Origin of the sequence: Pseudomonas sp. PICF6 (assembly GCF_009831705.1) — a bacterium.
Classification (GTDB): Bacteria; Pseudomonadota; Gammaproteobacteria; order Pseudomonadales; family Pseudomonadaceae; genus Aquipseudomonas; species Aquipseudomonas rhizophila.
The window spans coordinates 444,547-468,084 of the sequence record NZ_WUUD01000013.1; the positions used below are offsets into that span (position 1 = coordinate 444,547).

General features: G+C 59.9%; 20 protein-coding genes. 8 read left to right on the forward strand and 12 right to left on the reverse strand.

Annotation, left to right across the window (positions count from 1 at the left end; translation table 11 throughout):
* On the reverse strand, positions 1-391 hold a 391-nt coding region (locus tag GSM73_RS27070), incomplete at its 3' end, for a 3-deoxy-7-phosphoheptulonate synthase (protein ID WP_256676754.1).
* Positions 392-526: 135 nt separating this feature from the next.
* Between GSM73_RS27070 and GSM73_RS07080 the strand changes: the two genes are divergently transcribed.
* On the forward strand, positions 527-1,282 hold the full coding sequence (locus GSM73_RS07080; protein WP_047226367.1) for a spermidine synthase: 756 nt from the start codon (positions 527-529) through the stop codon (positions 1,280-1,282).
* Between the two features lie 338 nt (positions 1,283-1,620).
* Positions 1,621-3,294, forward strand: coding sequence for a DEAD/DEAH box helicase (locus GSM73_RS07085; RefSeq protein WP_047226368.1), 1,674 nt, complete (start codon positions 1,621-1,623; stop codon positions 3,292-3,294).
* Positions 3,295-3,478: 184 nt separating this feature from the next.
* On the opposite strand, the gene GSM73_RS07090 is transcribed toward GSM73_RS07085, so the two are convergent.
* Entirely contained in the window at positions 3,479-4,246 is a 768-nt protein-coding gene (locus tag GSM73_RS07090; protein WP_160891949.1) for a class III extradiol ring-cleavage dioxygenase, read from the reverse strand.
* A gap of 104 nt (positions 4,247-4,350) precedes the next feature.
* On the opposite strand from GSM73_RS07090, the gene GSM73_RS07095 reads away from it, so the two are divergent.
* Positions 4,351-5,004 (forward strand): thiopurine S-methyltransferase, encoded by a 654-nt coding sequence (locus tag GSM73_RS07095; RefSeq protein WP_107322173.1) that lies wholly within the window; start codon positions 4,351-4,353, stop codon positions 5,002-5,004.
* A 194-nt stretch (positions 5,005-5,198) separates the two neighbouring features.
* Here GSM73_RS07095 and htpX read toward each other — a convergent pair whose 3' ends face one another.
* Together htpX and GSM73_RS07105 are read right to left on the reverse strand one after the other, a co-directional pair.
* Entirely contained in the window at positions 5,199-6,086 is an 888-nt protein-coding gene (gene htpX, locus GSM73_RS07100) for a protease HtpX (protein ID WP_047226371.1), read from the reverse strand.
* 299 nt (positions 6,087-6,385) lie between these two features.
* The gene (locus tag GSM73_RS07105) at positions 6,386-7,597 is read right to left on the reverse strand and encodes a pyridoxal phosphate-dependent aminotransferase (RefSeq protein WP_047226372.1); all 1,212 of its coding nucleotides are present in this window, start codon (positions 7,595-7,597) and stop codon (positions 6,386-6,388) included.
* A gap of 220 nt (positions 7,598-7,817) precedes the next feature.
* Here GSM73_RS07105 and msrB point away from each other — a divergent pair, with 220 nt between their 5' ends.
* From msrB to GSM73_RS07120, 3 genes are all read left to right on the forward strand, one after another.
* Positions 7,818-8,213 (forward strand): peptide-methionine (R)-S-oxide reductase MsrB, encoded by a 396-nt coding sequence (msrB, locus tag GSM73_RS07110; RefSeq protein ID WP_047226373.1) that lies wholly within the window; start codon positions 7,818-7,820, stop codon positions 8,211-8,213.
* 184 nt (positions 8,214-8,397) lie between these two features.
* A complete protein-coding gene (locus GSM73_RS07115; RefSeq protein ID WP_047226374.1) occupies positions 8,398-8,883 on the forward strand; it encodes a glutathione peroxidase in 486 nt (161 codons plus the stop codon).
* Positions 8,880-9,341 (forward strand): MarR family winged helix-turn-helix transcriptional regulator, encoded by a 462-nt coding sequence (locus GSM73_RS07120; protein ID WP_047226375.1) that lies wholly within the window; start codon positions 8,880-8,882, stop codon positions 9,339-9,341. The genes GSM73_RS07115 and GSM73_RS07120 overlap by 4 nt, the downstream gene beginning before the upstream one ends.
* On the opposite strand, the gene GSM73_RS07125 is transcribed toward GSM73_RS07120, so the two are convergent.
* Positions 9,325-11,646: a response regulator gene (locus GSM73_RS07125; protein ID WP_160891951.1), complete on the reverse strand. Its 2,322-nt coding sequence runs from the start codon at positions 11,644-11,646 to the stop codon at positions 9,325-9,327. The two genes, GSM73_RS07120 and GSM73_RS07125, sit on opposite strands and share 17 nt — an antisense overlap.
* Before the next feature lie 163 nt (positions 11,647-11,809).
* Here GSM73_RS07125 and GSM73_RS07130 point away from each other — a divergent pair, with 163 nt between their 5' ends.
* On the forward strand, positions 11,810-12,700 hold the full coding sequence (locus tag GSM73_RS07130; protein ID WP_047226377.1) for an ATP-binding protein: 891 nt from the start codon (positions 11,810-11,812) through the stop codon (positions 12,698-12,700).
* Positions 12,697-13,179 (forward strand): GAF domain-containing protein, encoded by a 483-nt coding sequence (locus GSM73_RS07135; protein ID WP_047226378.1) that lies wholly within the window; start codon positions 12,697-12,699, stop codon positions 13,177-13,179. Before GSM73_RS07130 ends, GSM73_RS07135 begins: the two co-directional genes overlap by 4 nt.
* Before the next feature lie 69 nt (positions 13,180-13,248).
* On the opposite strand, the gene GSM73_RS07140 is transcribed toward GSM73_RS07135, so the two are convergent.
* From GSM73_RS07140 to GSM73_RS07170, 7 genes are all read right to left on the reverse strand, one after another.
* Positions 13,249-16,197: an HD domain-containing phosphohydrolase gene (locus GSM73_RS07140; protein WP_107322175.1), complete on the reverse strand. Its 2,949-nt coding sequence runs from the start codon at positions 16,195-16,197 to the stop codon at positions 13,249-13,251.
* A 117-nt stretch (positions 16,198-16,314) separates the two neighbouring features.
* Complete coding sequence (locus GSM73_RS07145; RefSeq protein ID WP_160891953.1) at positions 16,315-19,872, reverse strand: transporter substrate-binding domain-containing protein; 3,558 nt, start codon at positions 19,870-19,872, stop codon at positions 16,315-16,317.
* 74 nt (positions 19,873-19,946) lie between these two features.
* The gene (locus GSM73_RS07150) at positions 19,947-20,573 is read right to left on the reverse strand and encodes a response regulator transcription factor (protein ID WP_047226381.1); all 627 of its coding nucleotides are present in this window, start codon (positions 20,571-20,573) and stop codon (positions 19,947-19,949) included.
* 378 nt (positions 20,574-20,951) lie between these two features.
* A complete protein-coding gene (locus tag GSM73_RS07155) occupies positions 20,952-22,280 on the reverse strand; it encodes a deoxyguanosinetriphosphate triphosphohydrolase (RefSeq protein WP_047226382.1) in 1,329 nt (442 codons plus the stop codon).
* Positions 22,281-22,364: 84 nt separating this feature from the next.
* On the reverse strand, positions 22,365-22,700 hold the full coding sequence (locus GSM73_RS07160) for a hypothetical protein (RefSeq protein ID WP_047226383.1): 336 nt from the start codon (positions 22,698-22,700) through the stop codon (positions 22,365-22,367).
* Positions 22,697-23,086, reverse strand: a complete 390-nt coding sequence (locus GSM73_RS07165) for a phage holin family protein (RefSeq protein ID WP_047226384.1) — start codon at positions 23,084-23,086, stop codon at positions 22,697-22,699. Before GSM73_RS07165 ends, GSM73_RS07160 begins: the two co-directional genes overlap by 4 nt.
* 2 nt (positions 23,087-23,088) lie before the next feature.
* Positions 23,089-23,403, reverse strand: a complete 315-nt coding sequence (locus GSM73_RS07170; protein ID WP_047226385.1) for a YqjD family protein — start codon at positions 23,401-23,403, stop codon at positions 23,089-23,091.
* Between the last annotated feature and the right edge of the window lie 135 nt (positions 23,404-23,538).

Below are 23,538 nucleotides of genomic sequence, written 5' to 3' on the forward strand. Positions count from 1 at the left end.
CCGGCAGGGTTACCCCGCCAATCGTCTCATCGTTGGCCGAGCGCGGTTTGGCGAACTGTCCGGCCATACGACCGACCTTGACCACCGGGCAACCGGCGGCGAAGGTCATGACGATGGCCATTTGCAGCAACACCTTGAAGGTGTCGCGGATCTTCGCCGCCGAGAACTCGGCAAAGCTCTCGGCGCAGTCGCCGCCCTGCAGCAGGAAGGCCCGGCCTTGGGTGACTTCGGCGAACTGACGGCGCAACTCCCGGGCTTCACCGGCAAACACCAGCGGCGGATAACTGGCCAGGGTCTGCTCGACCTGCAGCAAATGCGCCGCGTCGGGGTATTGGGGTTGCTGCTGGATCGGCAGGGCGCGCCAGCTGTCAGGGCTCCAGGGTTGGCTCATCATGATCTCTAGGTGGTTTACGCTCGGGTTGCCATGTTATCAGCAAATTAGTGCGTGACCTGTTTGCGTCGCTTCGCGGACAATCGCGCTTTTGCCCCGTTTATGTTCAGGGTCAGCGCAGCCACAGGAGATGAAATGACAGAGGAGCGCGTCGAGCATTTGCTCGCCGAAGTGCATGACGAGTTCGGTGTTATCCGGGTTCTCGAAGTGGCGGACTACCGTTTTCTGGAATTTGGCGATGCCATCGAACAGAGCTGCGTGTTCACGGCCGACCCGAGCTGGCTCGAATATGATTACACCCGCGCCATGTTGATTGGCGCGTTGTGCCACGAGCAGCCGGAAAGCGCGCTGTTTCTTGGGCTGGGCGCCGGGACGCTGACCCAGGCTTGCCTCAAGTTTCTGCCGCTGGAAGATGTCGAAGCCATCGAACTGCGCCCCGATGTGCCGCGCCTGGCCATCCAATACCTGGGGCTGGACGACGATCCGCGGCTGTACATCCGTGTCGGCGATGCCCTGGAGCTGCTTGAAACCGCCGAGCCTGCGGATTTGATCTTTGTCGACCTCTATACCGACGTCGGCCCTGGCGTCGGGCACCTGGCTTGGGGTTTTCTGGAGAACTGCCAGAAACGCCTCAACCCCGGCGGCTGGCTGGTGATCAACCAATGGGCCACCGACGACGGCAAGCCATTGGGCGCGGCGCTGCTGCGCGGCTTGTACCACCGGCATTACTGGGAGCTGCCGGTTAAAGAAGGCAATGTCATCCTGATCGTGCCGGCGGATCTGGACCAGGAACTGGACATGCAAGGACTGGTCGCCCGGGCCGAAGGGCTGGCGCCGCGGCTGGGTTATTCGTTGCAGTCGTTGATCAAGGCCATTCGCCCGGCGACTTGATAGGCAAGCTGTCGGAAGGTAAATCGTTTAAGCCGGCTGTCCCGACGCCCATGACAGCCAGTCCCATAACCGGATTTGGCAATAAAAAATCTCCCTTTTCGGGCGATTTCCGGTATAGTGCGCGCCGGCCTTTAGCCGGGCCGCGTCAAGGTAGCGCAATTCCCCGAAGCCAGCTTCGGTTGCATGTCCGCACAACGGATGCTTCCACGACGTTCTTTTTCATTCATTCGTTTTCGCAAATCCCCGCCGACAAAGCAGCCAGGGCGACTCTTGAGTCTCAACACGGCATGCGCAGCTTTGGAGCATGGGTCTTTGCGGATGCACTTAGAGGCAGACCCATGACCCAGGAAACCGGCGGCTTCGTCGCTTTTAATCTTAATCCGAACATTCTTGCAGCCGTCATTGCGACCGGTTACGAAGAACCTTCGGCTATTCAGCAGCAATCGATCCCGATCATCATGGCCGGTCACGACATGATTGGTCAGGCGCAAACCGGTACGGGTAAAACCGCCGCGTTCGCCCTGCCGATCCTGCATCGCATCGATCCTGCTAAGCGCGAACCGCAAGCCCTGATCCTGGCGCCAACTCGTGAGTTGGCGCTGCAAGTAGCAACCGCTTTTGAAACCTACTCCAAGCAGATGCCTGGTGTAACCGTTGTGGCTGTTTACGGCGGCGCTCCAATGGGCCCGCAACTCAAAGCCATCCGTAACGGCGCGCAGATTGTTGTCGCCACTCCGGGCCGTCTGTGCGACCACCTGCGTCGTGACGAAAAAGTCCTGGCCACCGTGAACCACCTGGTTCTCGATGAAGCCGACGAAATGCTCAAGCTGGGTTTCATGGATGACCTGGAAGTCATCTTCAAGGCCCTGCCAGCGACCCGTCAGACTGTATTGTTCTCGGCCACTCTGCCGCAGTCGATCCGCGCCATTGCCGAGCGCCACCTGCGCGATCCGCAACACGTAAAGATCCAGACCAAGACCCAGACCGTCACCGCGATCGAACAGGCTCACCTGTTGGTTCACGCCGATCAGAAGACCTCGGCCGTACTGAGCCTGCTGGAAGTCGAGGATTTCGACGCCCTGATCATGTTCGTACGTACCAAGCAAGCGACCCTGGACCTGGCCAGCGCCCTGGAAGCCAAAGGCTACAAAGCCGCTGCGCTGAACGGTGACATTGCCCAGAACCAGCGTGAGCGTGTGATCGACTCCCTCAAGGATGGCCGTCTGGACATCGTTGTGGCCACTGACGTTGCCGCCCGTGGCCTGGACGTTCCGCGCATCACCCACGTGTTCAACGTGGACATGCCGTACGATCCGGAATCCTACGTTCACCGTATCGGCCGTACCGGCCGTGCCGGTCGCGAAGGTCGTGCACTGCTGCTGGTCACCCCGCGTGAGCGCCGCATGCTGCAAGTGATCGAGCGTGTAACCGGTCAGAAGGTCGCCGAGGTTCGCCTGCCGGACGCCCAGGCAGTTCTCGATGCCCGCATCAAGAAGCTCACCAACAGCCTGTCGCCACTAGTGGCTGACGCCGAATCGACCCACGGTGATCTGCTCGATCGCCTGACCGCCGACATCGGTTGCACCCCACGAGCCCTGGCCGCTGCTCTGCTGCGCAAGGCCACCAATGGCCAGGCGCTGACCCTCGCTGCGATCGAGAAAGAACGTCCACTGGTGCCGAACAACGCACCGCGTGGCGATCGTCCAGAGCGTAGCGGTGATCGTCCGGACCGTGGTGATCGCGAGCGTCGTGCGCCGATCCCGCTGGCCGAAGGCCGTGCGCGCTGCCGTACTGCGCTGGGTGCCCGTGACGGCATCGCGGCCAAGAACCTGCTGGGCGCCATCCTCAACGAAGGCGGTCTGGCTCGTGAGGCCATCGGTCGCATCCAGGTACGTGACAGCTTCAGCCTGGTAGAGCTGCCGGAAGATGGTCTGGAGAAGTTGCTGACCAAACTGAAGGACACTCGTGTCGCCGGCAAGCAGCTTAAACTGCGTCGCTATCGCGAAGATTGATCCGCTCTCGGGCTGATTGATCGAACATAAAAAATCCCCGACTGGTTCGGGGATTTTTTTTGCCTGAAGCTGGGTGTCTTTTCAGGGCGAGCCCATCGCGAGCAGGCTCGCTCCCACAGTGGCACAGGTAAATGCAGTCAAATGTGGGAGCGAGCCTGCTCGCGATTGAACGCGACTCGGTTCATCAGTCAAACCGATAGATGTCCATCCCCAAAGCCCCCAGGGTGAACCCCTGATGGGCAACGCTGAATTCACCTCCCGCACCTCGGGCAAAATACAACGGCAACAAGTGCTCGTCACTGGGATGGCTGCGCACGGCGTGGGGTGCCTGGCGACGGTAATCATGCAGCGCGGCTTCGTCGTCCTCTGCCAATTTCTCCACCATCCAGTCACGAAAAGCCTTGGCCCAGGGCTCAATGCTTTCGGGGCCGGCGTTCCAGTCCAGGTCGCGCAGGTTATGGGTGATGCTGCCTGAGCCGATCAGCAACACGCCTTGCTGGCGCAGGCTCGCCAAGGCCCGGCCGACCTGGGTTTGCAGGGCCGGCCCTTGTCGGCTGGGCAGGGAGATCTGCACGACGGCAATCTCGGCCTTGGGGTACATCAAGGACAACGGCACCCACACGCCATGATCGGAGGGTCGCTCTGTGTCCAGGCGTGCCGGCAGGTGTGCGGCGTTGAGCAGGGCCGCCACTTGCCCCGCCAGTTGTGAATCGCCCTGCGCCGGATATTGCACCTCGTACAGAGCCGGCGGGAAGCCGCCGAAGTCGTGCCAGGTCCGTGGATGCGGATTGGCGCTGACCAGCAGTTCACTGCTTTCCCAGTGCGCGGACACGATGACGATGGCTTTGGGTGTGGGCAGTTGCGCGGCGAGGCGAGCCAGTGCCGGGCCGCTGTCACCGGGTTCCAGGGCCAGCATCGGTGAGCCATGGGAGATAAACAGGCTGGGCAGCATGAACGGACTCCTGAGCGTTAAGATGTCGCCATCTTCTGTCAGGTCTATGATCTAAATCTAATATAAGTTTTAGCCCGTTTTAATCGGTTTTTCTGGAGTGAGTGATGGAGCCTGAGTTTTGGCACAAGCGCTGGTCAACGAATCAGATCGGTTTTCATTTGCCAGAGGTGAATCCCTATCTGCAACGTTTCTGGCCGCAACTGGGGGTTGAGCAGGGCAGTCGGGTGCTGGTGCCCCTATGCGGGAAGACGCTCGACCTCTTGTGGCTTGCCCAACAGGGGTATTCGGTACTGGGGGTGGAGCTGTCGGAAAAAGCCGCCGCGGATTTCTTCCTTGAGCATCAGCTTGAGCCGAGCGTGAGTGAAGAGGGCGCATTCAAGGTGTTCCGTGCCGCTGACATTGAAATCCGCTGCGGTGATTTCTTTGCCCTGAGCCCGGAGGATGTGAGCGATTGCACGGCGTTGTACGATCGCGCTGCATTGATCGCCCTGCCTGGGCCGATGCGGGAGCGGTATGCGGCTCATCTGCAGAAGATTCTGCCGCAGTGTGTCGGATTGCTCATTACTCTGGATTACTCACAGGATGAAATGCCTGGCCCGCCGTTTTCCGTAGGGGATGACGAAGTGCAGAGGCTGCTGGGCGAGGTCTGGCGGCTGGAGGTATTGCAGGAGCAGGATGTGCTGGGGGAAAGCTGGAAGTTCTTGCAGGCTGGGGTCAAAAGGCTGGATGAGCGGGTGTATCGGGTTTCCAGTCGTTGATGTGGCGTGCCCGCTGGCCTTATCGCGAGCAGGCTCGCTCCCACAGTTGATCCGTTGCGAACTGTGAATTGGCGCTCGCCGAAGACGCCCTGTGGGAGCGAGCCTGCTCGCGATGGGGCCAGACCAGGCAACTCATAAATCAGGCAGAAAAAAAGCCCGCATCGCTGCGGGCTTTTTCTTGAAGCTTGAACCTGTCAGCCGCGACGACGCAGTGCGTCGATACGCTCTTCCAGTGGCGGGTGACTCATGAACATGCGAGCCAGGCCTTGCTTGATGCCACCGTTGATGCCAAAGGCATTGAGGGTGTCGGGCATGTGTACCGGCAAACCTTGCTCGGCACGCAAGCGTTGCAGGGCGCCGATCATGGCGCTGGTGCCAGCCAGGCGTGCACCGGCATCATCTGCGCGGAACTCACGTTTGCGCGAGAACCACATGACGATGGCACTGGCGAGGATGCCCAATACCAGCTCGGCGAAAATGGTCGCCACGTAGTAGGCGATGCCCTGGCCTTCTTCATTCTTGAAGATCACCTTGTCGACGAAGTTGCCGATGATGCGGGCAAAGAACATGACGAAGGTGTTCACGACGCCCTGGATCAGCGCCAGCGTCACCATGTCGCCGTTGGCGACGTGACCGATCTCATGGGCCAGCACAGCCTTGACTTCATCCGGCGAAAACCGCTCGAGCAAGCCCTGGCTGACGGCGACCAGCGCGTCGTTCTTGTTCCAGCCGGTGGCGAAGGCGTTGGCCTCGTAGGCTGGGAAGATGCCCACCTCCGGCATCTTGATGCCGGCTTCGCGTGACAACTGCTCGACGGTTTGCAGCAGCCATTGTTCGTGGCGAGTGCGCGGCTGAGTGATGATCTGGGTGCTGGTGCTCATCTTCGCCATCCACTTGGAGATGAACAGCGAGAACAGGGAACCGGCGAAACCGAACACCGCACAGAAGATCAGCAGCTGACTGAGGTTGAGGTCAACCCCGTTGGCCGCCATGAACCCGTTGAAGCCAAAAAGGCTCAGGGTGATGCTGGCAATCAGCACGACCGCCAGGTTAGTGGCCAAAAACAGCAGGATGCGCATCATGGTTGTGGAAATCTCCTCATGCTAAAGATGTAGCGTTATGCGGGGTATATAAGGTGCCGCCGCAGGCTATTCAACACGCCGACTATTTCAAACTGTGTCCTACACGCGTCGCAAATGTTTGAAAGACTTTTCTGAAAGTGACCGCGGAAAAGAAAAGGAGCGCCCGTACCCCGTGAACGTTGAGTCGCGCCGCGCACCGTCTGCCGCGCCTTCAGTGTAGAAGGCCTGCCGCAACGGGCGAAACGGATGTGTTGCTGAATCAAACAGCGTGCGAGTCGTCCCCTCGCACGCCACCTGGATTACTGGCGGTAGGACTTGAGGAAGTTGCCGATCCGGCCAATGGCCTGGTCCAGGTCGTCGACCCGAGGCAGGGTCACGACGCGGAAGTGATCCGGCCATGGCCAGTTGAACGCCGTGCCCTGGACCACCAGCAGCTTTTCGGACAGCAGGAGGTCGAGGACGAATTTTTCATCGTTGTGGATCGGGCAGACCTTCGGGTCGATCCGCGGAAAGGCGTACAACGCACCCATTGGCTTGACGCAACTGACACCAGGAATGTCGTTGAGCAATTCCCAGGTACGGTTGCGTTGCTCCAGCAACCGGCCCTGGGGCAGGACCAGGTCGTTGATGCTCTGGTAGCCACCCAGCGCCGTCTGGATCGCGTGTTGGCTCGGTACGTTGGCACACAGGCGCATATTGGCCAGCATGTCGATGCCTTCGATGTAGCTCTGGGCGTGATGCTTGGGACCGGAAATAACGATCCAGCCGGAGCGGAAACCCGCCACCCGATAGGATTTGGACAGGCCGTTGAAGGTCAGGCACAACAGGTCCGGCGCCAGTGACGCGGTGCAGACGTGCACGGCATCGTCGTACAGGATCTTGTCGTAGATCTCGTCGGAAAACACCACCAGGTTATGCTGGCGAGCCAGTTCCAGCATGCCCAGCAGGACCTCCCTGGAGTACACCGCGCCAGTGGGGTTGTTCGGGTTGATGATCACCAGTGCCTTGGTGTTCGGGGTGATCTTGGCCTTGATGTCCGCCAGGTCGGGAAACCAGTTGGCCTGTTCATCGCACAGGTAATGCACCGGGTTGCCGCCCGACAGGCTCACGGCGGCGGTCCACAATGGGTAGTCCGGGGCCGGCACCAGCACCTCATCGCCGTTGTTGAGCAAGGCCTGCATCGACATCACGATCAGTTCGGACACGCCGTTGCCCAGGTAGATGTCTTCGATGCCGACACCTTCGACCTGTTTCTGCTGGTAGTACTGCATCACGGCCTTGCGGGCGCTGAACAGGCCCTTGGAGTCGCTGTAGCCCTGGGCGGTCGGCAGGTTGCGGATAACGTCCTGGAGGATTTCATCGGGCGCTTCGAAACCAAAGGGTGCCGGGTTGCCGATATTCAGCTTGAGGATGCGATGGCCTTCCTCTTCCAGGCGTTTGGCGTGCTTGAGCACCGGGCCGCGAATGTCGTAGCAGACGTTGGCGAGCTTGTTCGATTTGCTGACCTGCATGGCGATGTGTTCCCGAAAATGAACGATCCAGGCGGCGAGTGAACTACCGTACTGGGGATCCTGCGTCTGTGCCCAGGCTTGACGCGGTACATGCGTGACAATCCGTTTGAATGCGCATGACGTGACTGCCAGACTGGCGCCTGACGAGGCGCAATCATACGTGCCGCCCGATCTGCGGAAAAGCGTCGGATCGGGCTTTTTCAATTGCCGAGGTAGGACGATGGAAAAGTTGCAGAAAACCCTTGAAGAATGGCGCGCCATGCTTGACCCGGAGCAGTACAACGTCTGTCGGCTAAAGGGCACCGAACGGCCATTCTCCGGTAAATACAACGACACCAAGACTGATGGTGTGTACCACTGCATCTGCTGCAACGAGCCATTGTTCGATTCGCAGACCAAATTCGATTCCGGCTGCGGCTGGCCCAGTTTCTACGCGCCGATCGAAGGCAGCGCAGTGGTGGAAGTGCGCGATGTCAGCCACGGCATGATCCGCACCGAAGTGGTCTGCGCCAAATGTGACGCGCACCTGGGCCACGTCTTCCCTGACGGCCCGCCACCCACGGGCTTGCGTTATTGCATCAATTCGGTGTGCCTGGATCTGGTGCCCCGAGGGTAACTCTGTGGGAGCAAAGCTTGCTCGCGATGAAGGCACCTCGATCTCTGAAAGACCGTGTCGCCTTCATCGCGGGCAAGCCTGGCTCCCACAATCTGTGATGCGGGTATTTTTGGATAATTAAATTGCATGCAATTTAATTGCTCGCTATCTTCAGTGTCCTCTTCTTCCCATCTGGAGCCTTGCCATGAGCGACAACCTGCTGAGCATCCCGTGCACCACGATCAAGGGGGAGCAAAAGACCCTCGCCGATTTCGCCGGCAAGGCTGTGCTGGTGGTCAATACTGCCAGCCAGTGCGGCTTCACTCCCCAGTACAAGGGGCTTGAGGCGTTGTGGCAGACCTACAAGGACCAGGGCCTGGTGGTGCTGGGCTTTCCCTGCAATCAATTTGGCAAGCAGGAGCCGGGCAATGAGGGGGCGATTTCCGAGTTCTGCGAGCTGAACTTCGGTGTGAGTTTTCCGCTGTTCAAGAAAATCGAGGTCAACGGCGCCAATGCCCATCCGCTGTTTGTCCAGCTCAAGCAGCGGGCGCCCGGCGTACTGGGGTCCAAGGGCATCAAGTGGAATTTCACCAAGTTCTTGATCGGCAAGGACGGCCAGGTGGTCAAGCGGTTTGCGCCGACCACCAAACCCCAGGACCTGACCGGTGAGATCGAAGCCTTACTCAAATGAATGATCTGTCAGTCGATGCGCTGAAACTCGACAGCCAGTTGTGCTTCAAACTGTACGCCGCGTCGCGGGCGGTCATTCGCGGCTACAAGCCCATGCTCGATCAGCTCGGCCTGACTTATCCGCAATACCTGGCGATGCTGGTGCTGTGGGAGTGGCAGGTAAATGCGCCGGAACAACCCACGGTCAAGGCTCTGGGCGAACGGCTACTGCTGGATTCGGGCACGCTGACGCCGTTGCTCAAGCGCCTGGAACAACTGAGCCTGGTTCAGCGCCAGCGTTCGGCCCGCGATGAGCGGGAGGTGCATCTGAGCCTTACGCAAACCGGCTGGGAATTGCGTGAGCAGGTCGGTCCGCTCAAGGCCCGCCTGTTATGCGACAGCGGGCTTGACCTGGACCGCCTGGGAGAGTTGCGAGACGGTCTCGATCATCTTTTGGGGCAGATCAAAGCGCTGACGTAAGCGGCACCCAATGGTCCAGTAACGCCGCCAGCTCTTCGCGCCGAAACGGCTTGGACAGGTAATCGTTCATGCCGGCGGCCCGGCATCGCTCACGTTCCTCAGGCATGGCGTTGGCTGTCAGTGCGACAATCGGCAGATCCGGCCAGCGCCCGCTGCGACGGATCTGGCGACTGGCTTCGTAACCGTCCATGACCGGCATGTTGCAATCCATCAGGACCAAATTGAAATCCCTCTGTTCGAGCAGGTCCAGGGCTTCGGCGCCATGGGCCGCGACGATGACTTCGCAACCGAGCTTCACCAGCATGCCCTTGGCCACCAGTTGGTTGACCGGATTGTCTTCCACCAGCAACACCCGCCCGCGTTTGGACGGCGCCAGGGTTTCGATCTGAGCGTCATTGATGGTGGTGGCGTCGCTTTGCAAGGCGCGACGCAGGATCTGATAGAGGGCATGGCGCGCCAGGGGCCGGGCCTGCTGTAACAAGGGGGCGAGGGCGGCGGCTTCTTCGCTGGGCAGAAAACTGCCATATGCGGTGACCAGCAGGATGGGCGCGTCGAAGGTGGGACGCATAGTGAACAGGCATTCCGGGCAGTCGGTAATCAGGACATCAGGCTTGAGGCCCAGCAATCCGTCATCCACCGAACGTCTTTCATAGTCCAGCCCCCAGCCGGGCAATAGCATGTTGAGCAATTCGGCCAGGCCGCTGCTGCGGTCGGTGATGGCCACAATATTGCCGCGCAAGGGCTCGACGGGCGTCGCCGGGGTATGGCAGGGCAGGGGCAGGTCAGCGCAGAACTGGCTGCCGAAACCGGCCTCGGAGGTGATCGTCAACTGGCCTTGCATGGCTTCACAAAGGTTGTAGGTCAGCGCCAGGCCCAGCCCGGTGCCACCGAACTGGCGGGTAATGCCAACACCGGCCTGGGTGAACGGCTGGAGAATTCGTGCTTGGGCTTCCTGGGGAATGCCGATGCCGGTATCACAGATCTCGATTCGCACGCCGTCTTCATGTGGACTCAAACGTACGTCGACTCGGCCGAAGCGAGTGAATTTCAGCGCATTGGACAGCAGGTTGCTGACGATCTGGCGCACCCGGGTCGGGTCACCCAGGACCTGAGTTGGAAGCGCCGGATCAATCAGGCAGGCCAGCTCGACGCTGGGAGCGGCGTTCTGGGAAAGCAGGTTGGCGGTGTCTTCGACCAGCGAGCCAAGGTCGAACGGGATGCGTTCGAGTTCCAGTTGACCGGCGTCGAATTTCGACAGATCAAGGATATCGTTGAGCAGTTCAACCAGCACCTTGCCCGAGTCATGGGCGATCGATAGCTGTTGCTGTTGTTCGGCCGTCAGGGGGCCATCCAGTGACAGCGCGATCATTCCCAACAGACCGTTGAGCGGCGTGCGGATCTCATGGCTCATGTTGGCCAGAAAGACGGAGCGGGCTTCGGCCATATCCAGGGCGGTGCGCCGGGCCACTTCCAACTCCTCGTTGGACTGGCTGAGGCGGGCATTGATGGCTTTGAGTTCGGCGGTACGGGCCGAGACAATGTTTTCCAACTGCGCCAGGTAATCGGTGAGGCGATTTTCGGCCGTGCGCCGTTGCTGAATCTCGGTGGCGATATTTTCGAACTGCTGGTTGGCCACCGAGACCAGTACACCGATCTCGTCCTGCTGGTGGCCGGAGGGGCATTCCAGACGACTCTGCTCGCCGCTGCTGGGATCGCGGCTGCTCAGTTCGCGGATGACCCGAACCAGGGGCTTGGTCAGCATCACATAAAACAACGCCAGCAGCAGACCGGTCAGGATCAGGCTGCGGGCGAAACCGTTGAGCAGCGTCACTTCGGCCCGGCGCAGGAACCGGCTGCCGAAAGCATAGGTGTCGACCTCCAGCCGCAGCACGCCCAGGGACTCGGCCGGCAGGTGGTCCAGATAGAGGCGGTCTTCGAACTGGCGCTGGGCCCCGAAGAGAAAGTCGCTGATGAACCGGTAACTGCTCTGCAGTTCGGGGCGTTTGACGCTGGCCAGCACGGTGTTGTTGTTATCGATCAGTTGGGCACCGATGATGGCCGGTGAGCGCAACAGGCCCAAGGACAGCTCCTGGGCGAGTTCGGCATCGATGTTATAGGCGATACGCGATGCCGGGTTGTGGCTGATTTCCAGCAGCGACAGGATTTCACGGTTGATCGACGCGTCTTCGCTGGCATAATCGATGCCGATCTGCATCAGGCTGAGCAAAGTACCCAGCACGAAACCCACCAGAACGGTCAGCCGGGCCTGCTTGTAGGACAGCCGTTGGGTGAATCTGATGTCCATGGAATGATGAACCACTTACGTTTCCCTTCGCCGCTCAAGCATAGCTGATCATCTCTGAATACCGATGCAGCCGGTTTATGTTGTGTGGGATAGACCCGCCATTGGGTACGGCGTTTCGTCGCTGTAGCGCCATCATCACTGTGAACCTGTCCGAGGAGAAGACATGGACTCTCGATTGAATGCTTTTCTTGAGCGTGCCGATGCGGTGCTGGCTCGCATAGAGCCCTTGTTGCCTGCTCCACGGCCGGCTATCGATTGGACCCGAACGCTGGCGGCCCGTTGGCAGCGCGACGGGCGCAGTGGTTACCTGCTGCCGCTTGAAGTCAGCCTCGACATGCGCCTGTCGGACCTGATTGGCGTGGATCGTCAGGTTGAACAGCTGGGTCGCAACACCCGCCAGTTCATCGATGGCATGCCGGCCAACCATGCGTTGCTGTGGGGCTCGCGTGGCACTGGCAAGTCGTCTCTGGTGCGCGCGTTGCTGGCCGAACATGCCCAGCATGGCTTGCGGTTGATCGAGATAGAGCGCGATCACCTGGCCGATCTGCCGCGGGTGGTCGAACAAATCGCAAAGCTGCCGCAGCGCTTTGTGCTGTTCTGCGATGACCTGTCGTTCGAATCCGGGGAGGGCGATTACCGCGTTCTTAAAAGCGTGTTGGACGGGTCTCTGGAACAGGCGCCGGACAACGTGCTGTTGTACGCCACCTCCAACCGCCGTCACCTGGTGCCGGAAAAGGAAAGCGACAACGAGAACTGGAAGCGGGTCGATGGCGAGCTTCACCCCAGCGAGGCCGTGGAGGACAAGATCGCCCTGTCTGACCGTTTCGGGTTGTGGCTGTCGTTTTATCCGTTTACCCAGGAGCATTTCCTCAACGTGGTGGAGCACTGGATCGGCGAGCTGGCGGCCAAGGCCGGGCTGGCCTGGCAGCGTGATGAAGCGCTGGATGTGCAGGCAGTGCGTTGGGCCACCGGGCGCGGCAACCGCAACGGACGTTGCGCTTATCAGTTTGCCCGATATTGGGTGGGCCTCAAACTTCTGGAGAATAAGGCATGATCGATTTGAAAGGCACCGGCGAAGGTCTCGACGGCTATGGCTTGTTAGCGGCACAGCTTGAGTCCTTGCTGGCCGATGAGCGTGATTTCATCGCCAATGCCGCGCAGTTTTCGGCCTTTCTGTTCAGTCAGCTGGACGACTTGAACTGGGCCGGCTTTTACCTCAATCGCAACGAAGAACTGGTGCTGGGCCCATTCCAGGGGCAGATCGCCTGCGTGCGAATTCCCTTTGGCCGTGGTGTGTGCGGGACAGCGGCGGCGACCCGCCAGACTCAGCGTGTTGAAGACGTCCATGCCTTTGCCGGGCATATCGCCTGCGACAGCGCGTCGAACAGCGAACTGGTGGTGCCGCTGGTCAAGGGCGGGCGCCTGATCGGCGTGCTCGACCTGGACAGTCCGAAACTGGCACGTTTTACCGAGCATGACCGGGCTGGTATCGAGCAACTGGCTGATATTTTCCTGCGCCTGACAGACTGCTGACGCGCTTGCCGTAGCAGTTGGCCAAAGCTCGGACCGCGTTCGGCTCGGCAGCGCCTACAACGGCGGCTTTCATGCCTTCAGTCCGGCCTTGTCCAACAGGCTGTCCGGGTCGACCTCATCGATCTGGCGCGGATCGAGAAACTGGTTGGCGTAGCTCAGGTAGATCTTTTCATCGATGAACAGCCCGAACAGCTCTGGATCGATGTGGGCGTCACGGCACATGGTGGCCATGATGCCCAGGGCTTCACTCAGTTTCTTGGCCTTCTTGTAAGGACGATCGGCAGCCGTCAGTGCTTCGAAAATGTCCGCAATCGCCATCATGCGTGCCGGCAGGCTCATCTCCTCGCGTTTGAGCCGCTTGGGATATCCCGTGCCGTCCATCTTCTCGTGATGCCCGCCAGCGATCTCCGCCACGTTGCCCAAATGGCTAGGAAAGGGTAACTGGCTGAGCATCAGGATTGTTTGCACCATGTGATGGTTGATGACGTAACGCTCTTCACGCGTCAGCGTGCCTCGTTTGATGCTGAGGTTATAAAGCTCGCCGCGGTTGTACTTCCAGGGCGGCACGTCGAGCTGGAACCCCCACGGGTTGTCTGTCGGGATCAGCTCGGCTTCGTGCCGCTCCAGCAGGTGCTCGGGCTTGTCCGCCAACAACCGTTCAGTGACTGGAAGCGCAGGCTTGGGCGTGCGTGCCTGGCGCCGGTTCTCTTCCCAGGAAACCCCCAGGCGGTCATCCAGGGTCCGGGTCCAGGGGCGTTGGGCGATATCTTGCAAACGTTGCAGGTCGGCGTCGGCCATGGCCTCGGAGCCGAGGTTGCAGCGGGCGACGAAGGCAAAGTCGTCATCGAGGCTGGCCAGTGTGGCGTCGCGTCGCTGGGCCAGGGATGACGGCTCGCCACCCGTTGCCAGGGCCTGCCAATAATCGACCCAGGCGTCGCGCTTGAGCACCTCGAAGCGCGTGCGGATCTCGTGGATCCGGTCGTTCAGGGTTTCCAGTTTGGTGGCTTTGTCGACCACGTATTCGGGTGTGGTGACCTTGCCGCAATCGTGCAGCCAGGCGGCGATGTGCAGCGCTTCCCACTCATCTTCCGTGGGACGGTAGGCCTGGAATGCCGACGCCTGGCTGGCAGCGGCGGCCTGGGCGAGCATCAGCGTCAGGGCTGGCACCCGCTGGCAATGACCGCCGGTGTAAGGACTCTTGGCATCGATCGCCCCAGCCAGCAGTTGAATGAACGAATCGAGCAGTTGTTTTTGCCGGGCTTGCAGGCGCTGGCCTTCAATGCTCACGGTGGCGGCGCCGGACACGGCCTGCAGGAAGGCGATGCGGTCTGGCTGCAGTTTTTCCAGGTCGGCTTCGGTGCCGCTGTCGGTTATCAGCAACACCAGAACCCCGACGGTTTCCTGGTGACGATTGCGCAGGCGGATGCCGATCAGGTGAACCCGTGGCGCATCCAGTGCCAGCAGGACACTCTTGAGGTCGCCGACCTGCTCGAAGCCCAACGAGGTGACGAGGTTGTCCGAGGCGTCCAGTTGCTGCAGCCATGGCGGGCTGTCCTGTGCCTTGAGCGCATGACCTTGCAAGCCGAAGGCAGCAAGGTCCCGAGGCCTTCCATCGATGACCAACCCATAGGGCCTGACCTGATCGTCATCGTTCTCGCGCAGGTAAATCAGGCCGGCCTGGGCCTGGCCGATTTTCACTGTTTCGAACAGCACCCGCTCCAGCAACGGGGCAAAGCGGGTTTCGGCGCGCAGACTGGCGGTGATTTCGAAGAAGCTTGCCAGGGTCTCTTTCATTCGCGCCATCGAGACGCCCAACTGATCGACCTCCAGCACGGGGGAGCGACGGGACACCGGGTAGTTGAAATCGAAGCTGCGGATGGCGTCCGCCTCCTGCACCAGTGCGCGCAGGGGCTTGACCAGAATCCTGGAGGTCAACCAGCCCAGGGGCAGGCACAGGAGCAGAGTGGCGAGGGTAATCAGCGCGCCTTGCCAGCGCATGCGATAGGCATCGGCCAGCAACTCATCCTCAGGGACCAGCAACGCCAGTTCCAGGCCCTGCGGCCCGCCTTCCTGCATGTGGCTGCGCGAAACGATCCATTGGCGTCCACCAGCCTCCAGGCGTGGGGTGTCGGTGTTGTCGTCGAGTGCGGCGGCGATGGCCGGGCTGAGGTCGCGTGCCTTGATCAGTCGTGCCGACTGGATGTCGGTGATCAGCCGATGACTGTCGGGGTAGGCGACTGTATTGCCCTGGGGGTCGAGCAGCACAATTTCGGTGCCGGCGGTCACCCTGTGCTTGGCCAGGGTCTGGGACAGGGACGCCAGGGTCAGGTCGGCAGCGATGACCGCCTGTTCGCCACTGCGCCGGGCGAGGGTGGTGCCCAGGTTTTGGGTGGAGAAGAATACGTAGGGTTCGGTGGTGATTTGCTCGGCGCTTCCCAGCGCGCTGCGAAACCAGCCTCGGTTGCGTGGATCGTAGGATTCGTCGGCAATGTCCTGACGGCTGACGAGCGTCAGGCTCTGGTCGTAGAACAGCGACTGGGCACGAACCTGTCCGGGGGTAGCTGTCCTATCCACGGTCCAGACCTGGTAGGCCGCGTTGGCCGGTGCTTTCAGCGCGGTCTTCAGGGCTTCGGTACGCAAGGGACGGACCATCAGGAAGTCGCCATTGCTGTCGCCCAGGTACAGCGACGCCAGGTTCGGGTTGTCCCGCAGCGCCTGGCTGAAGGGGGCGAGCAGGGCCAGGCGCTGAGCGATCCTGGGTTCACGTGTCGCCGGGTAATCGGCTAGCAGGCCCAACAGGTGGCGGATGGGTTCATAGGTGTCATACAAATCCAGGCGTACGTCCTGCTCGATGCGGTTGAACAGTTTTTCACTGCTGGACAGGATGATTTGTGTGGTCTGGTGATAGTTGAAAATGCCTAGCACCACACCGGTCAGCAGCAGGAGCAACGTAAACATCACGCTGATGTGTACGTGCAAGGGGAACCGGCGTTGTTGCGGACGCGGTGCGCTGGGCATTGCAGTCACTCCAAGTGTTGGTGGGCGTTCCCAACTCATTCCCTGCCGCGCCGGGGGAAACCAATCGAGAACGCCCCTGGTGCGCACTGCTGAGCGATCAGCATAGTAAACGCTGGATTATTTTGCCTTGGCGATCTCTGTTTCCAGGGCGCGCTCCAGTTCGGTCATGGCCTGGTCGAGCGCCTCGGTACATTCGCCAATGGGTTGCGCACCCTGTGCCTGGTGGCAGGCGTGTTCCAGCGCCTCACATCTTTGTATCAACGAGGTCGCCTGCACGATTCGGGCGACGCCTTTTATTTTGTGCGCGGCCTCGGTCAGTGCCTGTCGGTCCCCACTGCGGGCAATATCGAGCAACTCCCGGCGGTCCGAGCGATTGCTGCTGAGCAGTTCTTCCAACAGGCGCCGGATGGACAAGGGGTTGCCACCGGTCAAGGTCTGCAAGCTTTGCACATTGAAAGCCTTGGGCCGGCTGGTGGATCTGACTGTTTTCATCCACTGGCTCAGGGCGCTCAGGCTGATCGGTTTGAACAGGCAGTCGTCCATTCCGGCGTCCTGGCAGCGTTGTTTTTCCTCCGGTTGTGCGTTGGCGGTAAACCCCAGGATGGTGCAGCGCGGCAGTTCGCGTTCGCACTCATGGCGACGAATCGAACTGGCCAGTTCGTAGCCACTCATGATGGGCATGTTGCAATCGGCGATGACCAGGTCGAAATCCCCTTCATGCCAGGCTTTGAGTCCTTGTGCGCCATCATGGGCGACCTGATGGTGATGACCCAGGTACTCCAGTTGCTGCGACATCAACAAGCGATTGGCCGGATGGTCATCCACGACCAGGACGCTCAAGGCGGCCGTGGCCGTTTCAACGACAGGTTCCGGGGGCACGCAAACCGTGGTGGTCGGCAGGGTAGTCAGTTGCAGTGAGATCTGGACCCGGGTGCCGATGCCCGGCTCACTGCTCATGTGCAGACTGCCGCCCATCATCTGACACAGGTTGCGACTGATCACCAGGCCAAGTCCTGCGCCCGTTCGCGCCATCCGGCCGGTGTTGTCGACTTGGGAAAACGGCTCGAACAGACGTTGCAGGTCTGCCGCGCTGATGCCGATGCCGCTGTCGCTGACCTCCAGTTGCATGTGCAGGGTGTCATCCGGGGCGGCCGGAGACAGTTGGACCTTGATTTGAACTTGACCCTGTTCGGTAAATTTGAGGGCATTGCTGATCAGGTTCGAGAGCACCTGTTTGAATCGCAAGGGGTCTATCAGGACGTCCGGGTTGCCTTCGGCCGGGTCGAACAGCAGCGACAATGCCAGGTTCTTTTGTCGGGCAATGCCTTCGAAAACCCGTATGACCGATTGCAGCAAGGCCCTGAGATTGACCCGCTCGGGCGCCAGGCTCAGGTGACCTGACTCGATCCGTGCAATGTCCAGGATGTCGCCGATCAGCTCGAGCATGCCGGAAGCCGATTCGTACGCCACTTCTATGGTCGAACGGTCCAGATGGCCCTTGTCGGCATGTTTCAAAGCCAGCTCCAGCATGCCGATCACCGCGTTCATGGGGGTGCGGATCTCATGGCTCATGGTCGCCAGGAAAGTGCTTTTGGCGCGGTTCGCATTATCGGCCCGCTCCTTGGCTGCTCGCAGTTCGTCGAACAGCTGGCGTCGTTCGCTGATGTCGATCCAGCCGCCAATGATGCCCTGTACTTCGGCGTTTGAGTTGCGATAGGGGAGAATCCAATGGTAGATGGTCAGCTTGTCAGCCCCGATATGTAACGGGCGATCCAGCACCAGCGGAGTGCCTTCGGCCATGACCCGCTGATAGTCCGCCTGGTACTCCTGCGCTTCGAAAGCATTGCTCATGGACCCAGGCATGACGTTCTTGCCGATGACCTCTTCGCGTTTCACGTTGAACGTCTGCAAGTAACTGTCATTGCAACTTTGCAGGAAACCGTTGCGATCTCTGACGTAGATCGGGTGAGGGGTGCCGTTGAGCAGTGAGTGCATGAACTCAAGCTGGTCATTGAGGGCCAGCTCCGCCCGTTGACGTTGCCTGATCTGGCGCTGCATGTAGGCATTCCATGCCAGCGACAGCAGCAACAAGAGGCCGACGCCGGCGACGATCTGAAAAAACAGGCGGTTATAGGTGCGCCACACGTGTTCCGATGCCGACACGTAACCTCGCCAACGATTATTGATCACGCCCAGTTCGTCCGGGTCGATGCTGGTGAGGGCTTTGTCGAGAATGGAGTTCAGCTCCACGGCGTCTTTGGCAGTGGCCAACGAGAACATGGCCTGGCGGGTTCCTACGGTGCTGCTGATTTGCAAGGTGTCTCGCAACGAGTGCGACGAGATGAAGTAATTGGCCATGACCAGAGAGTTCACGCTGCCATCGATCTGGCCCTTGGCGAGCATTTCCACGGCATGGAGAGGGTCGTCGGTTTCGATGATCTTGATGTCCGGATACTGGCTGCGTAGCCATTCAATGACCGGATTGCCTTGAGTGATGGCCAGGCTTCGGTCGCCGAACTGGTCGAGGGTTGCCGGGGTGTCGGCTTGCTTGCGGGTCAGCAGGACGAATGAGCTGTCGACGTAGGGGCGGCTGAACTTCAACTGTTGCTGCCGCGCGCTGCTCGGTAAAAGCGCTGCAATCATGTCGGCCTGACCGTTCAGGACCGCGGCAATCATTTCGCTGTCATTCTGAGTGCGCTGGATCTCCAGGCGGATGCCGGTGCGCAACCGGATCAGCTCCAGCAGGTCGGCACTGATGCCGCGAAAGTCACCATCGGAGTCGAAAAAAGTGAAGGGCGCCGCGGTTTCGTTGACCACGACTCGCACCACCGGGTGCCGTGCCAGCCAGCGTTGCTCCCGGGCGGTCAGTTGTATCTTGTGTTCCGTGAGATACAAGTCGCTGCCAGCGCTCCAGCGTTTGGAAATGGCCGCTTGCTCGGTGATGGAAATCTGGTTCAGCGTGGCATTGATGGCCTCCAGCAGCCGGGTATCGTGACTTCGAACCGCGAAACCGAATCCATAGGACTCATGCTTGCCGAAGCTGGCCATGCGGATGTTGCTCAGGTAACCCTTGCTGATCATGTAGTGGGTGGAAATGGTATCGCCGAGAAAGACATCCGCCTGGCCGAAAGCGACGGCGTTTATGGCGTTCTGGTAGGAGGGGTAGGTGCTGATGATTGCCTTGGGGTAAAGCTTTTCGATTTCCCGCAGCGGCAGGTAGTGATAAACCATGCTCAGCCGCAATCCCTGGAGATCTTCGGTCAGGGAACGGCTTTCATTCGTCCGGGTGACGAGAACGGGCTGGTCCACTGCATAAGGGGTCGATAGCACAATGCCGGGGGTGCGCGCTTCGAAACCATTGGCGGTGCCGAGCAGGTCGATTTTTCCATTCTTGAGGGCCGCAATGGCCTCGTCCCGGGAAGCGAAACGCAAAACCCGCATTGGCAGACCGATCGCCCTGGCGATGACGCCGGCGTAGTCGGCAGTCATGCCCTCGTAGTCTTGCCCGCTGGTGGACAGATCGAAGGGCGGATAATCAGGGGCAGACGTTCCCAGTACCAATTCCTGCCGGTCCTGTAACAGGCTACGGTGAGCGTCATCCAGCAGGACCTCGACATGAGCCGCCGTCGAACGACCCAAAAGCGTGTAGTGCTCGGGCGTGCCCGGCGTCGCCATGAGGACGTGCGCATATAACCCCGCGCTTAATAGCAGGAGGCATCTACTTATGCATTTGAGCATCCGGTCTTTTCTCACACCAGCGCGTTGCGCTTCGCCATTTCAATCAGTTCTACCAGGGACTTGACCTTGAGTTTTTGCATCAATCTTTTTTTGTAAGTGCTGACAGTCTTATTGCTGAGAAACATACCTTTGGCTATTTCCTTATTGGTACGGCCCTGAGCAAAAAGTTGCAGCACCATCAACTCTCGGTCATTGACACTTTTGAACAGATCCAGCTCTATGCTGCGAGGATCATCCTGGCGGACCGGGTTCAGTGCCTGGCTGGGGAAATAGTTATAACCGGACAAAACGGCCTTGATTGCGCTGACCAGCTCGCTGAGGTCTTCCTGTTTACAAACGTATCCAGAGGCACCGGATTGCATGCACCGGATACCGAAAAGCGTTGGGGACTGAGCGGTGAGCACCAATGTTTTAAGGGGCGTGGTCATGGCGTTGAACCGTGAGAGAATTTCCAGCCCGTCAAGCCTGGGGATGCTGATGTCCAGAATGACCAGGTCCGGCATGCATTCGCGCACCATTTGCATCGCATCCACACCGTTGTCAGTTTCCCCTACGACTTTATAGCCCTCATGCTCCAGGAGCATGCGAACGGCGAGGCGGATGACCGGGTGGTCGTCGACAATGAAAACGGAGTTCATGAATAAAGTCCCTACGAGCTTAATAAAGCGCGCACCTTAGCCCAGTTAATGCCGGGGTCGTATGAGGAGACAGGCATACATATTCAATTTCAGAAGTTTCCTACAAAAAAAGAGGCGGGGTACTACGATGTGATTGGGTTTTTAGTAGGTGAATGAACTAGGAAGGGGAATTATTGCCCGTTTTGAAGGGGAGATTTCTTTCAGGATGTTGTTTATACAAACAAATAGAGGAAGGGTTTTATTCAGTATTAAATGGCAGGCCATCGACTTTTCAGAAACGAGTACGACGCTTCATTGCCGTTTACCCCGCCCCGAGGGGCGGGCCTGCCAAACCTCAATGACTGTGCCTTCGCATCCAGGCTTGCCGCCGACGCCCTCTCATTGGCGAGTACGGCCCGTCATCTCCTGAGCCATTTCGCTGGCGTAGCTGTCAGTCATCCCGGCGATAAAATCGATCATCCGCAAGAATGCACCATGCAACGAACCGTTCGGATCGGGCGCGTTGTTACCCAGCAGGTCGAGAATTCGCCGATTCTTGAACGAAGGCGTGCGACCGCCATGTTGCTCCAGGGCGGCGCCGCAAAATCCGTTGAGCAGGATTTCCAGCGTGGTGTAGGCGCCGATCTCATGCAGGGTCTTGCGCTTGTCCTGGAAGATCTTCTTGCGCGCCATGTCCTTGGCATTCAATACGCAACGTTTGGCTGGGCCATGCATGTGTTCCACCAGGTCCCCTGGCAGCGTACCGGCCAGCAACGCTTGCTGCTGCTCGACGAAAGCCCTGGCTGCGGCGTTGGTCAGATGTTCGATGGCCTTGCCCCGCAGGATGGCCAGTTTGCGTCTTCGCGAGTCCAGTGGTCCCAGTTGACGGTAAGTGTCCGGGAGATCGTCGCCCACCAGGTCCAGAAGCAGCGACTCCACTTGCGGGTATTCCAGCAGCTCCATTTCCACGCCGTCTTCCAGGTCGATCAGCGCGTAGCAGATGTCATCGGCGGCTTCCATCAGGTAAACGAGCGGATGCCGTGCCCAGCGCTGGTCTTCGAGCTGAGGCAGGCCGAGCTTGTGGGCGATCTGTTCCAGCAACGGCAGTTCGCTCTGGTAGCAACCGAACTTGTGCTTCTTGTAGCCCAGGGAATCCGCGTGACGGGCGGTCCAGGGGTATTTGAGGTAAGTACCGAGGGTGGCATAGGTCAACCGCGTACCACCGTCGAACTGGTGATATTCAAGCTGGGTGAGCACCCGGAACCCCTGGGCGTTGCCTTCGAAATTGAGAAAGTCGTTGCGCTCGGCCTCGGTCATGGCGTCGAGCCAACCGCGGCCTGCGGCCTGCTGGAACCAATAGCGGATGGCGTCTTCACCGGAATGACCGAATGGCGGGTTGCCGATGTCATGGGCCAGGCAGGCCGATTGCACCACCATGCCCAGGTCACTTGGCTCGCACCACTCAGGCAGGGCGCTGCGGATGGTTTCTCCCACCCGCATGCCCAGGGAGCGTCCGACGCAACTGACTTCCAGCGAATGGGTCAGGCGTGTGTGGATGTGGTCGTTGCTGGAGACCGGATGCACCTGGGTCTTGCGTCCCAGGCGCCGGAACGCGCCGGAAAAAATGATGCGGTCATGGTCTTTGTGGAACGGGCTGCGGCCCAACTCTTCCGGGCTGTGCAGCGTTTTTCCGAGGCGCTCGCGAGTCAGCAGGGTGTGCCAATCCAAGGCTGGTTGCTCCGTTTGATAAGGTCGATGTCCTAGCTTCGCGGTTCGCGGGGCACCTCGCAAGGCCTATAGGCTATTGCTGCGTCAGGGTTTGCGCACACTTTTGGCCAGCTTGATGAGCGGCAGCAGGGTCGTTGCCAGCCGGATCAGTCCCGTCAGGCTGCTGGTGCGGCCGCTACGGGTCCGTTTGCCGGTGAGAAAACCGAGCAAGGACACCGCCGCCACGCCCCAGAGCGGGGCGTGCTTGATGCCGAAGCCCTCGTGCCAACTCTGCGTGAAACCGCGCACCCGCTGCAGAGGTTGCAACAGTTGACGGGTTTCCTGGCGGATTTCCTGTCGGTGCATTTCCATGCGCAGACGTACCAGCGCCTTGCGCATTTCCTGGCGGGTCCGGGCTTGAGGAATATCAGGCAGGCTCATGGCAACAGGCGCTCCCGGTCGTTGGCCAATTCTTCCAAAGTGGCATGGAAAGGGGAGGACTCGTCATAGATCGCTGCCTTGAGTCGCAGTCCGCAGAACAGCGCTGCCAGCAGATAAAACAGGCACAAGCCAATAATCCCCGCCAGACGATAGGTATCCCATACCAGGATCAGTACCAGCGCCGACAGCCCCACCAGTAGCAACAACGCAAATACCAGCGCCAGCCCGGCGAACAACAGCAGGCTGACTGTGCGTGCTTTCTGTTCCTGCAATTCGATGCCGAACAATTCGACATGACTGTGCAGCAAGCCAAGGAACGCGGCGCCCAGGCGGCGTGCTGTAGGTTGGGTGCCCGCTTCGGACGAGCCGGATTCGTCAATGCCCATCATTAGCGCCGTGTCGCCAGCAGGCCGATCAGAAAGCCCACGCCGGCTGCGATGCCGACGGATTGCCAAGGATTGGCCTGAACGTATTCCTCGGTGGCGATCACCGCCGCCTGGCCGCGCTCACGCACCGAGTCTTCGGTCAACTTCAGGGTCTCGCGGGCGCGCAAAAGGGTTTCATGGATCTGACTGCGCAGCTCATCGGCCTGGTCGCCAGCCAGTGTCGCGGTGTGATCCAACAGCCGTTCGGTGTCGCTGACCAGCGTCTGAAAATCTTCCATCAGGATTTCTTGAGCAGTCTTTGCCTGGGTTCTGGCCATGGGGGAATCTCCGTAAGTGACGTCTGAAGCGTTCGAGTATGAGCCATACCGGAAGGTTCAGTGAAACTGACTGGTACAACTTTTGCTCAGGGGTTTGCCATGTACTGGTGCGTCCCCCTGCGCCTGTGCGCTGAA